Origin of the sequence: Terrabacter sp. NPDC080008 (assembly GCF_040702505.1) — a bacterium.
Classification (GTDB): domain Bacteria; phylum Actinomycetota; class Actinomycetes; order Actinomycetales; family Dermatophilaceae; genus Terrabacter.
Genome location: NZ_JBFBLC010000009.1, coordinates 73,335 through 88,527, shown reverse-complemented (window position 1 = coordinate 88,527; position 15,193 = coordinate 73,335). Strand labels below are relative to the sequence as shown.

General features: G+C 68.2%; 9 protein-coding genes. 7 read left to right on the top strand and 2 right to left on the bottom strand.

Annotated features, from left to right (window positions below; all coding sequences use genetic code 11):
* Positions 1 to 55 precede the first annotated feature (55 nt).
* Entirely contained in the window at positions 56 to 652 is a 597-nt protein-coding gene (locus tag AB0316_RS20030) for a DUF4282 domain-containing protein (protein WP_366274932.1), read from the bottom strand.
* Between the two features lie 523 nt (positions 653 to 1,175).
* Between AB0316_RS20030 and rpoB the strand changes: the two genes are divergently transcribed.
* From rpoB to tuf, 7 genes are all read left to right on the top strand, one after another.
* Positions 1,176 to 4,631: a DNA-directed RNA polymerase subunit beta gene (gene rpoB / locus AB0316_RS20025; RefSeq protein WP_366274931.1), complete on the top strand. Its 3,456-nt coding sequence runs from the start codon at positions 1,176 to 1,178 to the stop codon at positions 4,629 to 4,631.
* Between the two features lie 123 nt (positions 4,632 to 4,754).
* Entirely contained in the window at positions 4,755 to 8,654 is a 3,900-nt protein-coding gene (locus tag AB0316_RS20020) for a DNA-directed RNA polymerase subunit beta' (RefSeq protein WP_366274929.1), read from the top strand.
* Positions 8,655 to 8,801: 147 nt separating this feature from the next.
* Complete coding sequence (locus tag AB0316_RS20015) at positions 8,802 to 9,392, top strand: hypothetical protein (RefSeq protein ID WP_366274927.1); 591 nt, start codon at positions 8,802 to 8,804, stop codon at positions 9,390 to 9,392.
* A gap of 369 nt (positions 9,393 to 9,761) precedes the next feature.
* Positions 9,762 to 10,136 carry a 30S ribosomal protein S12 gene (gene rpsL / locus AB0316_RS20010; RefSeq protein WP_020143255.1) on the top strand — a complete coding sequence of 125 codons (375 nt, stop codon included), beginning with the start codon at positions 9,762 to 9,764 and terminating at the stop codon, positions 10,134 to 10,136.
* A complete protein-coding gene (rpsG, locus tag AB0316_RS20005; protein WP_030194180.1) occupies positions 10,136 to 10,606 on the top strand; it encodes a 30S ribosomal protein S7 in 471 nt (156 codons plus the stop codon). The genes rpsL and rpsG overlap by 1 nt, the downstream gene beginning before the upstream one ends.
* A gap of 128 nt (positions 10,607 to 10,734) precedes the next feature.
* Positions 10,735 to 12,852, top strand: a complete 2,118-nt coding sequence (fusA, locus tag AB0316_RS20000; RefSeq protein WP_366274926.1) for an elongation factor G — start codon at positions 10,735 to 10,737, stop codon at positions 12,850 to 12,852.
* Positions 12,853 to 12,956: 104 nt separating this feature from the next.
* A complete protein-coding gene (gene tuf / locus AB0316_RS19995; RefSeq protein WP_142204298.1) occupies positions 12,957 to 14,153 on the top strand; it encodes an elongation factor Tu in 1,197 nt (398 codons plus the stop codon).
* A 238-nt stretch (positions 14,154 to 14,391) separates the two neighbouring features.
* On the opposite strand, the gene AB0316_RS19990 is transcribed toward tuf, so the two are convergent.
* Positions 14,392 to 15,147 carry a DUF2785 domain-containing protein gene (locus AB0316_RS19990; RefSeq protein WP_366274925.1) on the bottom strand — a complete coding sequence of 252 codons (756 nt, stop codon included), beginning with the start codon at positions 15,145 to 15,147 and terminating at the stop codon, positions 14,392 to 14,394.
* Between the last annotated feature and the right edge of the window lie 46 nt (positions 15,148 to 15,193).

Sequence of the window (15,193 nt, the reverse complement as noted above, 5' to 3'; positions counted from 1 at the left end):
TGGGCACTTTCCTGCAGGAAAGTGCCCACTCGACGTTCGTGCACCCGAGCGCGGGTCAGGCGTGGGGGAGGCGCTTGTGGATGTCCTCGCTCATGCGGACCACCGACAGGTAGAACTCGAGCGTCATGCGGACGACGGCCAGGTAGATGACCAGCAGCACCGGCCCGAGGACCAGCGCGAGCAGGCCGGCGCCGAGACTGGTGGCGAAGCCCGTGACCAGGAACACCAGCCACATGACGACGAGCGCGACGGTCGCCAGCACGTAGACGAACCGCACGAGAATCGGCGTGACGAAGTTGGTGAAGCTGAAGTCGAAGAGGGCGGTGAAGAAACCGGCCCCCTCGCGAGCGGGGTCGGGCAGCGTCGAGAAGCCGCTCGGGCCGCCGTGCCCGCCGGGGCCCTCGGGGATGCCGGAGCCACCGGCAGCCGGGACGGGCGGGGGAGGAGGCGTGGCTCCGGCTCCCGAGGAGGGCGCCGCACCGGGCGTCCCGGGCTGGCTGGTCGGCATCGGCGTCGTGGCCGGCTGGCTCCCTGACGGCTGGCCGGGCGGCTGGGCACCGGGTGGCTGGGCACCGGGTGGCTGGCTGCCGGGCGGCTGGCTGCCGGGCGGCAGGTTGAAGGACGGCTGCTCGGGCGGGTGGGGATCGGACATGGCTTCCCTCTCGGAAGGAGCGTGCGGATCGTCGACGGGTTCATGCTAGGTCGGCGCACCCCGCACGGACCGGGCCACACGCCGTCTGTCCGGGCCCGTTGTCGCAGGTCAGGCGGGCTCCACCGACCGCACGCGAGGGCCCGCGCGACGCGCCTGCCAGGGCATGGGTCTTGACGCGAAGCGCGCAGAGGGCCATATTCGTCGCGTTCGCATCGCGAGCCCCCGGTCCGGGGGGCGTGGCAGGTCACGTCGAGGGCGTACGGCTTTTCGAGCCGTGCGGGCGCCTCGGTGGTCGACCTCCGCCTCTTGACCCGGCTGGACACTCCTGCCCTTTGCCGGTAGGCTAGGCCTTTGCGCTGCCCATGCCCATCCTTCGCGACCTCGGTTGACCACCCACCGTGCCACCCGGCATCCGGTACGACCCCGGGACCCGCGAGCGGAGCCATGCGGCAACGCGGATCTGAAGATTCGAAAAAGGCCCGTGGAAGGACCCTCCTTGGCTGCCTCGCGTACTGCGACGAACATGTCCACCGCACAGACCCCTTCGGGGCGTCTGTCCTTCGCGAAGATTCGCGAACCACTCGAGGTCCCCGACCTCCTGGCCCTTCAGACGGAGAGCTTCGACTGGCTGCTCGGCAACGAGCGCTGGCAGGCTCGCGTCGCAGCGGCCAAGGCCGAGGGGCGCACCGACGTCCCCGACCGGTCCGGGCTCGAGGAGATCTTCGAGGAGATCTCCCCGATCGAGGACTTCAGCGGCTCGATGTCGCTGTCGTTCCGCGACCACCGCTTCGAGGAGACCCGCAAGACGATCGAGTCGTGCAAGGAGCGCGACCAGACGTACGACGCGCCGCTCTTCGTCACCGCCGAGTTCATGAACGCCCAGACGGGTGAGATCAAGAGCCAGACGGTCTTCATGGGCGACTTCCCCCTCATGACCGAGCGCGGCACCTTCATCATCAACGGCACCGAGCGTGTCGTCGTCTCGCAGCTCGTCCGCAGCCCGGGCGTCTACTTCGAGCGCACGCCCGACAAGACGTCCGACAAGGACATCTACACGGCGAAGATCATCCCGAGCCGCGGTGCCTGGCTCGAGTTCGAGATCGACAAGCGCGACATGGTCGGCGTCCGCGTCGACCGCAAGCGCAAGCAGTCGGTCACGGTGCTCCTCAAGGCCCTCGGCTGGACCGAGGCGCAGATCCTCGAGGAGTTCGGCGAGTTCGAGTCGATGCGCCTGACCCTCGAGAAGGACCACACGCAGGGCCAGGACGACGCGCTGCTCGACATCTACCGCAAGCTGCGCCCGGGCGAGCCGCCGACGAGGGAGGCCGCGCAGACCCTGCTCGACAACCTCTACTTCAACGGCAAGCGCTACGACCTGGCCAAGGTCGGCCGCTACAAGGTCAACAAGAAGCTCGGCCTCGACGCCTCGATCAACGACTCGACCCTGTCGATCGACGACATCGTCAAGACCATCAAGTTCATCGTCACGCTGCACGACGGCCAGGACTCGATGAAGGGCACCAAGAACGGCGAGGAGATCGACGTCCGCGTCGAGGTCGATGACATCGACCACTTCGGCAACCGCCGCCTCCGCTCCGTCGGCGAGCTCATCCAGAACCAGGTCCGCACCGGCCTGTCCCGCATGGAGCGCGTCGTCCGCGAGCGCATGACCACGCAGGACGTCGAGGCGATCACCCCGCAGACCCTGATCAACATCCGCCCCGTGGTGGCCTCGATCAAGGAGTTCTTCGGGACCTCGCAGCTGTCCCAGTTCATGGACCAGAACAACCCGCTCGCGGGTCTGACGCACAAGCGTCGCCTGTCCGCGCTCGGCCCGGGTGGTATCTCCCGTGACCGCGCGCAGATGGAGGTCCGTGACGTCCACCCGTCGCACTACGGCCGCATGTGCCCGATCGAGACCCCGGAAGGCCCGAACATCGGCCTGATCGGCTCGCTCGCCTCCTACGGCCGCATCAACGCGTTCGGCTTCATCGAGACGCCGTACCGCAAGGTCGTCGACGGCCACGTCACCGACGACATCGACTACCTGTCCGCCGACGAGGAGGACCGGTTCGTCGTCGCCCAGGCCAACGCGCCGCTCGACAAGTCGAACAACTTCACCGAGGACCGCGTGCTCGTGCGCACCAAGGGTGGAGAGGTCGAGCTCGTCCCCGGCGACGAGGTCGACTACATGGACGTCTCGCCGCGCCAGATGGTGTCGGCCGCGACGGCGATGATCCCGTTCCTCGAGCACGACGACGCCAACCGCGCGCTCATGGGCGCCAACATGCAGCGCCAGGCCGTCCCGCTCGTCAAGAGCGAGGCGCCGATCGTCGGCACCGGCATGGAGTTCCGCGCCGCCCTCGACTCGGGCGACGTCGTCCGCGCCGAGAAGGCCGGTGTCGTCCAGGAGGTGTCGGCTGACCTGGTCACCGTCGCCAACGACGACGGCACCTACCAGACGTACCGCATCGCCAAGTTCGCGCGCTCCAACCAGGGCACGAGCTACAACCAGGTCGTCGTCGTCAACGAGGGCGACCGGCTCGAGGCCGGCGGCGTCATCGCCGACGGTCCCGCGACCGACGGCGGCGAGATGGCGCTCGGGCGCAACCTGCTCGTGGCGTTCATGTCGTGGGAGGGCCACAACTACGAGGACGCGATCATCCTCAGCCAGCGCCTGGTCCAGGACGACGTCCTCTCCTCGATCCACATCGAGGAGCACGAGGTCGACGCCCGTGACACCAAGCTCGGCCCCGAGGAGATCACCCGGGACATCCCGAACGTCTCCGAGGAGGTCCTGGCCGACCTCGACGAGCGCGGCATCATCCGCGTCGGCGCCGAGGTCCGCGACGGCGACCTGCTCGTCGGCAAGGTCACGCCCAAGGGCGAGACCGAGCTGACGCCGGAGGAGCGCCTGCTGCGCGCCATCTTCGGTGAGAAGGCCCGCGAGGTCCGCGACACCTCCCTGAAGGTGCCGCACGGCGAGACCGGCACGGTCATCGGCGTCAAGGAGTTCCGCGCCGACCTCGGCGACGACCTGCCGCCGGGCGTCAACCAGCTCGTCCGCGTCTACGTGGCCAACAAGCGCAAGATCACCGACGGTGACAAGCTCGCCGGCCGCCACGGCAACAAGGGCGTCATCTCCAAGATCCTCCCGGTCGAGGACATGCCCTTCCTCGAGGACGGCACCCCGGTCGACGTCGTGCTCAACCCGCACGGTGTGCCGCGCCGAATGAACCTCGGCCAGATCCTCGAGCTGCACCTGGGCTGGGCCGCCAGCCGCGGCTGGAAGATCGAGGGCAACCCGGAGTGGGCCAAGGAGATCGCGCCCGACGCGCACGAGGCCCCTGCGGGCTCGCGCGTGGCGACGCCGGTCTTCGACGGCGCCTCCGAGGACGTGGTCACGGGTCTGCTCGACTCGACGCTCAAGACGCGCGACGGGGTTCGCCTCATCGACGCCTCGGGCAAGACGCGCCTGTTCGACGGCCGCTCCGGCGAGCCGTTCCCGGAGCCGGTGGCCGTGGGCTACATGTACATCCTCAAGCTCCACCACCTCGTCGACGACAAGATCCACGCTCGCTCGACCGGTCCGTACTCGATGATCACCCAGCAGCCGCTCGGCGGTAAGGCCCAGTTCGGTGGCCAGCGCTTCGGTGAGATGGAGGTCTGGGCCCTCGAGGCGTACGGCGCCGCCTACACGCTCCAGGAGCTGCTGACGATCAAGTCGGACGACGTTCCCGGCCGCGTGAAGGTCTACGAGGCCATCGTCAAGGGCGAGAACATCCCCGACTCGGGCATCCCGGAGTCGTTCAAGGTCCTCCTCAAGGAGATGCAGTCGCTGTGTCTCAACGTCGAGGTCCTGAGCTCCGACGGCACGACGATCGAGATGAAGGAGTCCGACGAGGAGGTCTTCCGCGCTGCGGAGGAGCTCGGTATCGACCTGAGCCGGCGTGAGCCGTCCAGCGTCGAAGAGGTCTGAGAAGGCCCCACCCGACGAAGGGGGCGTATGCCGTGAGGCCCGCCACGCGGCATACGCCACCCCCCGTCCCCCGAAACCACTCAGACCCGAAGACTCAACGAGAGTTACGAGAGAAGGAACCACGTGCTCGACGTCAACTTCTTTGACGAGCTGCGTATCGGCCTCGCCACCGCCGACTCCATCCGCCAGTGGAGCCACGGTGAGGTCAAGAAGCCCGAGACCATCAACTACCGCACCCTCAAGCCCGAGAAGGAGGGCCTGTTCTGCGAGCGCATCTTCGGCCCCACCCGGGACTGGGAGTGCAACTGCGGCAAGTACAAGCGCGTCCGCTTCAAGGGCATCATCTGTGAGCGCTGTGGCGTCGAGGTCACGCGCGCCAAGGTGCGCCGCGAGCGGATGGGCCACATCGAGCTCGCCGCCCCCGTCACCCACATCTGGTACTTCAAGGGTGTGCCGAGCCGCCTCGGCTACCTGCTCGACCTCGCCCCGAAGGACCTCGAGAAGGTCATCTACTTCGCGGCCTACATGATCACCTCCGTCGACGAGGACCAGCGTCACGCTGACCTGCCCTCGCTCGAGGCGCAGATCCAGGTCGAGAAGAAGGAGATCGAGAACCGTCGCGACGCCGACGTCGAGGCGCGCGCCCAGCTGCTCGAGAAGGACATCGCCACGCTCGAGGCCGAGGGTGCCAAGGCCGACGCCAAGCGCAAGGTCCGCGACTCGGCCGAGCGCGAGATGAACAACATCCGCAAGCGTGCCGACCAGCAGGTCGAGCGCCTCGAGCAGGTCTGGGACCGCTTCAAGAACCTCAAGGTCCAGGACCTCGAGGGCGACGAGATCCTCTACCGCGAGATGCGTGACCGCTTCGGTCTGTACTTCGAGGGCGGCATGGGCGCCGCGGCGATCCAGAAGCGCCTCGAGTCCTTCGACCTCGACGCCGAGGCCGAGTCGCTGCAGGAGATCATCGCCACCGGCAAGGGCCAGAAGAAGACCCGCGCCATCAAGCGGCTCAAGGTCGTCAACGCCTTCCAGATGACGACGAACCACCCGTCGGGCATGGTCCTCGACGCGATCCCGGTCATCCCGCCGGACCTGCGCCCGATGGTGCAGCTCGACGGTGGCCGCTTCGCGACCTCGGACCTCAACGACCTCTACCGTCGCGTCATCAACCGCAACAACCGCCTGAAGCGCCTGCTCGACCTCGGTGCGCCCGAGATCATCGTCAACAACGAGAAGCGCATGCTCCAGGAGGCCGTCGACAGCCTCTTCGACAACGGCCGTCGTGGTCGCCCGGTCACGGGCCCCGGCAACCGTCCGCTCAAGTCGCTGTCCGACATGCTCAAGGGCAAGCAGGGGCGTTTCCGCCAGAACCTGCTCGGCAAGCGCGTCGACTACTCCGGCCGTTCGGTCATCGTGGTCGGCCCGCAGCTGAAGCTGCACCAGTGCGGTCTGCCCAAGCAGATGGCGCTCGAGCTGTTCAAGCCGTTCGTGATGAAGCGCCTGGTCGACCTCGACCACGCGCAGAACATCAAGTCGGCCAAGCGCATGGTCGAGCGTGCCCGCCCGGTCGTGTGGGACGTCCTCGAAGAGGTCATCACGGAGCACCCGGTGCTGCTCAACCGTGCACCCACGCTGCACCGTCTCGGCATCCAGGCGTTCGAGCCGCAGCTCGTCGAGGGCAAGGCCATCCAGATCCACCCGCTCGTCTGCTCGGCCTTCAACGCCGACTTCGACGGTGACCAGATGGCCGTCCACGTGCCGCTGTCGGCGGAGGCGCAGGCCGAGGCCCGCATCCTCATGCTCTCGAGCAACAACATCCTGAAGCCGGCCGACGGTCGCCCCGTGACCATGCCGACCCAGGACATGATCACCGGCATCTACCACCTGACCGACGCCATCGACGGCGGTGGCCCGGGTGCGGGTCGGGCGTTCTCGTCCCCGTCGGAGGCCCGCATGGCCTTCGACCGTGGCGAGATCCTGCTCGGCTCGGCGATCAAGCTGCGCCTGACGGACGCCGTGCCGCCGGCCGGCTACGAGCTGCCGGAGGGTGTCGAGGCCGGCGAGGACGGCATCGTCCCGAGCCTGACGCTCGAGACGACGCTCGGTCGCGCGATCTTCAACGACACGCTGCCGGTCGACTACCCGTTCGAGAACCGTCCGGTCGACCGCAAGCGCCTGTCGGCGATCGTCAACGACCTCGCGGAGCGCTACTCCAAGGTCCAGGTGGCCGCGTCCCTCGACGCCCTGAAGGAGGCCGGCTTCCACTGGTCGACCCGCTCGGGCTGCACCGTCGCGATCTCCGACGTCACGACGCCGGACAACAAGACGAACATCCTTGAGGGCTACGAGACCAAGGCCGCCAAGGTCCAGACGCAGTACGAGCGCGGTCTGATCACCGACGACGAGCGCCGCCAGGAGCTCGTCGAGATCTGGACCCAGGCGTCCAACCAGGTCGCCAAGGAGATGGAGACCAACTTCCCGCGCACGAACCCCATCTACCGGATGGTGTCCTCGGGTGCTGGTGGTAACTGGTTCCAGATCCGCCAGATCGCCGGCATGCGTGGCCTGATGGCCAACCCGAAGGGCGAGATCATCCCTCGTCCGATCAAGGCGAACTTCCGTGAGGGCCTCACGGTGCTCGAGTTCTTCATCTCGACGCACGGTGCCCGCAAGGGTCTGGCCGACACGGCGCTTCGTACGGCCGACTCGGGCTACCTCACGCGTCGTCTCGTCGACGTGTCGCAGGACGTCATCATCCGTGAGGACGACTGTGGCACCGAGCGCGGCCTCAAGCTGCCGATCGCGCAGGTCAACGAGGTCACCGGCACGCGGTCGCTGAGCGAGGTCGTCGAGGCGTCGGTCTACGCCCGCACGCTGGCCGAGGACGTCACCGACAAGGACGGCACCGTCCTCGCCGAGGCCGGCATCGACCTCGGTGACGTCGTCATCGGCGCGCTCTACGCCGCCGGCGTCGACGAGGTCCGGGTCCGCTCGGTCCTGACCTGCGACAGCAAGGTCGGCACGTGTGCCAAGTGCTACGGCCGTTCGCTCGCGACCGGCAAGCTCGTCGACATCGGTGAGGCCGTCGGCATCATCGCGGCCCAGTCGATCGGTGAGCCCGGCACGCAGCTGACGATGCGTACCTTCCACACCGGTGGCGCCGCGGCGGCCGACGACATCACGCAGGGTCTCCCGCGTGTCGTCGAGCTGTTCGAGGCCCGCACCCCCAAGGGTGTGGCCCCGATCGCCGAGGCCACCGGCCGCGTCGAGATCGAGGACACCGACAAGGCCCGCCGCATCCTGCTCACGCCCGACGACGGCTCCGAGCAGCACGCGTACCCGGTCAGCAAGCGTTCGCGCCTGCTCGTCGGGGACGGCGACCACGTCGAGGTCGGCACCAAGCTGGTCCAGGGCGCGATCGACCCCAAGCAGGTCCTTCGCATCCTCGGCCCGCGCGCTGCGCAGAAGCACCTGGTGGACGAGGTCCAGCGCGTGTACCGCCAGCAGGGTGTGTCGATCCACGACAAGCACATCGAGGTCATCGTGCGCCAGATGCTGCGTCGCGTGACGATCATCGAGGCCGGCGACGCCGACCTGCTGCCCGGCGAGCTCGCCGAGCGGGGTCGCTTCGAGGACGAGAACCGTCGCGTCATGGCCGAGGGTGGCCGTCCGGCCGCCGGTCGTCCCGAGCTCATGGGCATCACCAAGGCCTCGCTCGCGACCGAGTCGTGGCTGTCGGCCGCGTCCTTCCAGGAGACGACCCGCGTGCTCACGCAGGCCGCCATGGAGGCCAAGTCCGACCCGCTGCTCGGCCTCAAGGAGAACGTCATCCTCGGAAAGCTCATCCCTGCCGGCACGGGCCTGCCCCGCTACCGGAACGTCAAGGTCGAGCCCACCGAGGAGGCCAAGGCCGCGATGTACTCGCTGCCGAGCTACGACGCCTACGACTACGCAGGCTTCGGCTCGGGCACCGGCGAGGCCATCCGTCTCGACGACGAGGCACTCGGTCTCGACCAGTTCTGACCGGTCCGCCGGCACCGCGTGAGCGGCGCCGGATGACCACCACGTATGCCGCTGGGCCGGCTCCCCGACAAGGGGAGCCGGCCCTTCGGTGTCTGGGCGCCTGCGGCCGCCGACGTGCCGCCCGGCCGACCTCGGTAGGGTGGCGCCATGACCGAGCCCACGGCCGCAGTGCCGCACGCGACCGAGCCCGTCCAGCCCGGCGAGCCCGCGCAGCCCGTCGACACCGCGCCAGCAGGGACCACCGACGCCGAGAGCGGCCCGGCGCCGACGATCATCGTGCTGACCGAGGAGGCCCTCAAGCCGGTCGACGTCGACAAGATCGTCGCCCTCCACGAGGAGGAGGCCCCGTCCTACCGCGTCCTCGTGCCGGCAGACACCGACCGCAACCTGCTGAGCTCGTTCCTGGACCACCTGAGCCTGTTCGAGATGCGCGAGGCGCTCGAGGCCCTCAAGCCGGTCGACCGCAGCGAGGCGCACGCCGACGCGCAGACGGCCCTGTCCGAGTCGCTCGCCGAGTTCCAGCGCCACGACGTCGTCGTCACCGGCGAGATCACAGCCGACGACCCCATGCCCACCCTCGACGAGGAGGTGGCCCGGCTCGGCGCCCGCGAGGTCGTCGTCGTGACCGAGCCCCACGCCGTCGAGGACACCTTCCACACCGACTGGGCCTCCAGGGCGCGGGAGACGCTCGGAGTGCCGGTGCTGCACATGTACGCCGGCGACTGGCGGCTCGGCTAGGCCGACACGCCCACGCGTCGGACGGGAACGGCATACCGCACCGGGGCGGGGATGGCCACTGTTACCGATTTGGTCGGCGTGCCGCGCGCCGGTACGCTTGAACACTGTGTCTGAGACGTGCGCTCAGGCATGCGCGATGACGGCCTCGGTGCCCTGTCCGCCCACTCCCGTGGTCGTGACATCACTGCGGTCCAGAGCACCCCTCTCGCCGGGCAATCCCGTCGGTCGACCGCCATGGAGCGGGCGTGGACGGGGGAGTGCAGGGGAGAGAACCGGCGCCGACACACCCGACCTCGGGGGTCGAGGCGCCGAACAGCCAAGGAGCCGTCCTCCGGGACGACCGACAACCACCGTTATGGAGTAACCAGGTTGCCTACCATCAACCAGCTGGTCCGCAAGGGCCGCCAGGACAAGGCCAGCAAGGCCAAGACCCCGGCGCTGAAGGGCTCGCCCCAGCGCCGCGGGGTGTGCACCCGCGTGTACACCACCACCCCCAAGAAGCCGAACTCGGCCCTGCGCAAGGTCGCCCGTGTGCGCCTCAGCTCCGGCATCGAGGTCACGGCCTACATCCCCGGCGTCGGCCACAACCTGCAGGAGCACTCGATCGTGCTCGTGCGCGGTGGTCGTGTGAAGGACCTCCCGGGTGTGCGTTACAAGATCGTCCGCGGCACGCTCGACACCCAGGGTGTCAAGAACCGCAAGCAGGCTCGTAGCCGTTACGGCGCGAAGAAGGAGAAGAGCTGATGCCTCGTAAGGGACCCGCTCCGAAGCGCCCGCTCGTCGTCGACCCGGTCTACTCCAGCCCGCTCGTCACGCAGCTCGTCAACAAGATCCTCCTCGACGGCAAGAAGTCGATCGCCGAGACGATCGTCTACGGCGCCCTCGAGGGCTGCCGCCAGAAGACCGGCACCGACCCCGTCGCCACGCTCAAGCGTGCGCTCGACAACGTCAAGCCGGCCATGGAGGTCAAGAGCCGTCGCGTCGGTGGCGCGACCTACCAGGTGCCGATCGAGGTCAAGCCCAACCGCTCGACCACGCTCGCCCTGCGCTGGCTCGTCGGCTACTCGCGCCAGCGTCGCGAGAAGACGATGACCGAGCGCCTCATGAACGAGATCCTCGACGCGAGCAATGGCCTCGGTGCCGCTGTCAAGCGCCGCGAGGACACGCACAAGATGGCCGAGTCCAACAAGGCCTTCGCGCACTACCGCTGGTGACCAGCGGTCCGGTCGGTATGCCGGGGAGCCCGCTCCGCGGCATACCGACCGGGCACGCGCCCGCCCGTCCCGCGACGAGGCCCGGCGCCCCGAGATTCACTTTCGACGAATGAGACGAGAAACCTGACGTGGCACTCGACGTCCTGACGGACCTCAACAAGGTCCGCAACATCGGCATCATGGCGCACATCGACGCTGGCAAGACCACGGTGACGGAGCGCATCCTCTTCTACACCGGTGTCAACCGCAAGATCGGTGAGACCCACGACGGTGCGTCGACGACCGACTGGATGGAGCAGGAGAAGGAGCGCGGCATCACGATCACGTCTGCCGCCGTGACCTCCTTCTGGGAGGGCACCCAGATCAACATCATCGACACCCCCGGACACGTGGACTTCACGGTCGAGGTCGAGCGCTCGCTGCGCGTCCTCGACGGTGCCGTCGCCGTGTTCGACGGCAAGGAGGGTGTCGAGCCGCAGTCCGAGACGGTGTGGCGTCAGGCCGACAAGTACGACGTGCCGCGCATCTGCTTCGTCAACAAGATGGACAAGCTCGGCGCGGACTTCTACTTCACCGTGCAGACGATCAAGGACCGCCTCGGCGCGGAGCCGCTCGTCATGCAGCTGCCGATCGGCGCCGAGAACGACTTCGTCGGCGTCATCGACCTCATCTACAAGCGCGCCCTCGTGTGGCCCGGCGACGCCAAGGGCGACGTGACCATGGGCGCCAAGTACGAGATCCAGGAGATCCCGGCCGACCTGCAGGAGAAGGCCGACGAGTACCGCATGGCCCTCGTCGAGCGCGTCGCCGAGTCCGACGACGAGCTCATGGAGAAGTACCTCGGCGGCGAGGAGCTCACCGTCGACGAGCTCAAGGCCGGCATCCGCAAGCTCACCGTGAACTCCGAGATCTACCCGGTGTTCTGCGGCTCGGCGTTCAAGAACCGCGGTGTGCAGCCGATGCTCGACGCCGTCGTCGACTACCTCCCGTCGCCGCTCGACGTGCCGGCCATGATCGGCCACAAGCCGGGCAACGAGGAGGTCGAGCTGACCCGCGCGCCCAGCAAGGACGAGCCGTTCTCGGCCCTGGCCTTCAAGGTCGCCGCGCACCCGTTCTTCGGCACGCTGACCTTCATCCGTGTCTACTCCGGGCACGTCTCCGCCGGCACCCAGGTCATCAACTCGACCAAGGGCAAGAAGGAGCGCATCGGCAAACTGTTCCAGATGCACGCCAACAAGGAGAACCCGGTCGAGGAGGCCATGGCCGGCCACATCTACGCGGCCATCGGCCTGAAGGACACGACGACCGGCGACACGCTGTCGGACGCCAACGACCAGATCGTCCTCGAGTCGATGACCTTCCCCGACCCGGTCATCCAGGTCGCCATCGAGCCCAAGACCAAGGGTGACCAGGAGAAGCTCTCCACGGCCATCCAGAAGCTCTCCGCCGAGGACCCCACCTTCCAGGTGCACCTCGACGAGGACACGGGCCAGACGATCATCGCCGGCATGGGCGAGCTGCACCTCGACATCCTCGTCGACCGCATGAAGCGCGAGTTCAAGGTCGAGGCCAACGTCGGCAAGCCGCAGGTGGCCTACCGCGAGACGATCCGTCGCGCGGTCGAGAAGTACGACTACACCCACAAGAAGCAGACCGGTGGTTCCGGCCAGTTCGCGAAGGTGCAGGTCACCTTCGAGCCCCTGGGCGAGACCGAGGACGGCTCGCTGTACGAGTTCGTCAACGCCGTCACCGGTGGCCGCGTGCCGCGCGAGTACATCCCGTCGGTCGACGCCGGTATCCAGGACGCGATGCAGTACGGCGTGCTCGCCGGCTACCCGCTCGTGGGCATCAAGGCGACGCTGAACGACGGTGCGTACCACGACGTCGACTCCTCGGAGATGGCGTTCAAGATCGCCGGCTCGATGGTCTTCAAGGAGGCCATCAAGAAGGCCGACCCCGTCCTGCTCGAGCCGATGATGGCCGTCGAGGTCCGTACGCCCGAGGACTACATGGGCGACGTCATCGGTGACATCAACTCCCGCCGTGGCCAGATCCAGGGCATGGAGGACATCAGCGGCGCCAAGGTCGTCAAGGGCCTCGTCCCGTTGTCCGAGATGTTCGGCTACGTCGGTGACCTGCGCTCCAAGACGCAGGGCCGCGCGAGCTTCTCCATGGAGTTCGACTCCTACGCAGAGGTCCCCAAGGCCGTTGCCGAGGAGATCATCAAGAAGACCCGCGGGGAGTGACTGCGGGACATCCCGTAGTCTCTTCCATCGGAAACCACCCCAACAGCGCCACGTCCTGCCCTGGTCGTACGGCGTAACACTAAGAAGTCCTGAGGAGGACCACAGTGGCGAAGGCAAAGTTCGAGCGGACCAAGCCGCACGTCAACATCGGCACCATCGGTCACATCGACCACGGCAAGACGACGCTGACGGCTGCGATTTCCAAGGTTCTGCACGACAAGTACCCGGACCTGAACCCCCAGTTCGCGTTCGAGGACATCGACAAGGCTCCCGAGGAGCGCCAGCGCGGTATCACCATCTCCATCGCGCACATCGAGTACCAGACGGAGGGCCGCCACTACGCCCACGTCGACTGCCCCGGCCACGCTGACTACGTGAAGAACATGATCACGGGTGCGGCCCAGATGGACGGTGCCATCCTCGTGGTCGCCGCCACCGACGGCCCCATGCCGCAGACGAAGGAGCACGTCCTCCTGGCCCGCCAGGTCGGCGTCCCCTACATCGTCGTGGCGCTCAACAAGGCCGACATGGTCGACGACGAGGAGATCCTCGAGCTCGTCGAGATGGAGGTCCGTGAGCTCCTGTCGCAGTACGAGTTCCCGGGCGACGACCTGCCGGTCGTGCAGGTCTCGGCGCTCAAGGCGCTCGAGGGCGACGAGAAGTGGGGCCAGTCGGTCCTCGACCTCATGGACGCCGTCGACAACTCCATCCCGGAGCCCGAGCGTGACATCGACAAGCCGTTCCTGATGCCCGTCGAGGACGTCTTCACGATCACCGGTCGTGGCACGGTCGTCACCGGCCGCATCGAGCGCGGTGTCCTCAAGGTCAACGAGGAGGTCGAGATCGTCGGCATCCACACCGGCCCGCCGGCCAAGACCACCGTCACCGGTGTCGAGATGTTCCGCAAGCTGCTCGACGAGGGTCGCGCCGGTGAGAACGTCGGTCTGCTCCTTCGTGGCACCAAGCGCGAGGACGTCGAGCGTGGCCAGGTCGTCGTCAAGCCCGGCTCGATCACCCCGCACACGGACTTCGAGGCGCAGGTCTACATCCTGTCCAAGGACGAGGGCGGCCGTCACACGCCGTTCTACGACAACTACCGCCCGCAGTTCTACTTCCGCACCACGGACGTGACGGGTGTCGTGCACCTGCCCGAGGGCACCGAAATGGTCATGCCCGGCGACAACACCGACATGACGGTCGAGCTCATCCAGCCGATCGCCATGGAGGACGGCCTCAAGTTCGCCATCCGTGAGGGTGGCCGCACGGTCGGCGCCGGTCGCGTCACCAAGATCATCAAGTGATCTGACGCTGCACCTGCAGCACAGCAGTACGCGTAGGGCCCGTTCCGCTTCGGCGGGGCGGGCCCTTCCGCTACGCGTGGGGCGTCGCCAGACGCCCGACGGCCCTGGCGGCGTGGAGCGTCGGCGGCCGTATGCCGGGACGTGCTCTTCCAGCGAGACGTGGCCGCCGCCGATGCCGCTCGCGCCGTCAGGCGCCCCGCTCCCTCTCGTAGGCCGTCCCAGTCGAGTGGGCACTTTGCTACGCGCGGCCTCGCCGCGGGCGCCAGGCCCAAGGGGTGACCTCGTGGAGGAGGGCCGCGATCTCGACTCGCACGAGGTCGGCGTGGGGGACGGTGACGGGGATGCCGCTGTCGAGGGGCTGCTCGCCGAGGGCCAGGTGGAGGCTGCGAAGGGTGTGCATGGTGTTGGTGGCCTCGGGCGGCACGGAGCCGGGGGAGCCGGCGGCGAAGAGGCGCCGCACGTGCTCCAGCCAAGCGACGGAGGTGACCTCGTCCAGGTCCGACCGGGCCAGAACGAGTGCCAGGGCGTGGGCGACCCGGTCGTCCTCCTGGTCCCGCCACACGCAGGGCGTCGGCGCGACGAGGCGGCGGGCCAGTGCGTCGAGCAGGTCGGCAGGACGGCCCAGGCCGGCGGCTCCGCAGGCGCCGAAGAAGTCCGCCCCGTGGGCGACGGCGTGGAGCCATCCGAGCAGCGGGTCGTGGCCGCGCTGGTCGCGCTCACCGACGTACCACGTGGTCACCGCGGGGACCCAGGCCTGCTCGCCGTCGCCTGCCCGGACCAGCGCGGCGAGCACCAGCGGGGCGAAGGCCCGGGCCTCGATGCGGTCGTGGCGCAGCCGCTCGAGCATGGCCGTCGCGAGCGACGCGCGGTCGCCCGGCGTGAGCGCACCGGTGCGCACGAGCGCCGAGAGGGCGGCATACGCACTCTCGTCCCGGACGACCGGGTCGGGGGAGGCGAGGTCGTGGACGAGCCGGGAGAGCGAGGCGTCGGGCATGCGCCAAGAGTGCCAAAGCGGCGTTTCGCCTGCGAGGAGGGATCCA

What these genes read in the sequence shown, in the direction of transcription:
- AB0316_RS20030 (WP_366274932.1), bottom strand. Translation starts at nt 652, where the DNA reads ATGTCCGATCCCCACCCGCCCGAGCAGCCGTCCTTCAACCTGCCGCCC.
- rpoB (WP_366274931.1), top strand. Translation starts at nt 1,176, where the DNA reads ATGTCCACCGCACAGACCCCTTCGGGGCGTCTGTCCTTCGCGAAGATT.
- AB0316_RS20015 (WP_366274927.1), top strand. Translation starts at nt 8,802, where the DNA reads ATGACCGAGCCCACGGCCGCAGTGCCGCACGCGACCGAGCCCGTCCAG.
- rpsG (WP_030194180.1), top strand. Translation starts at nt 10,136, where the DNA reads ATGCCTCGTAAGGGACCCGCTCCGAAGCGCCCGCTCGTCGTCGACCCG.
- AB0316_RS19990 (WP_366274925.1), bottom strand. Translation starts at nt 15,147, where the DNA reads ATGCCCGACGCCTCGCTCTCCCGGCTCGTCCACGACCTCGCCTCCCCC.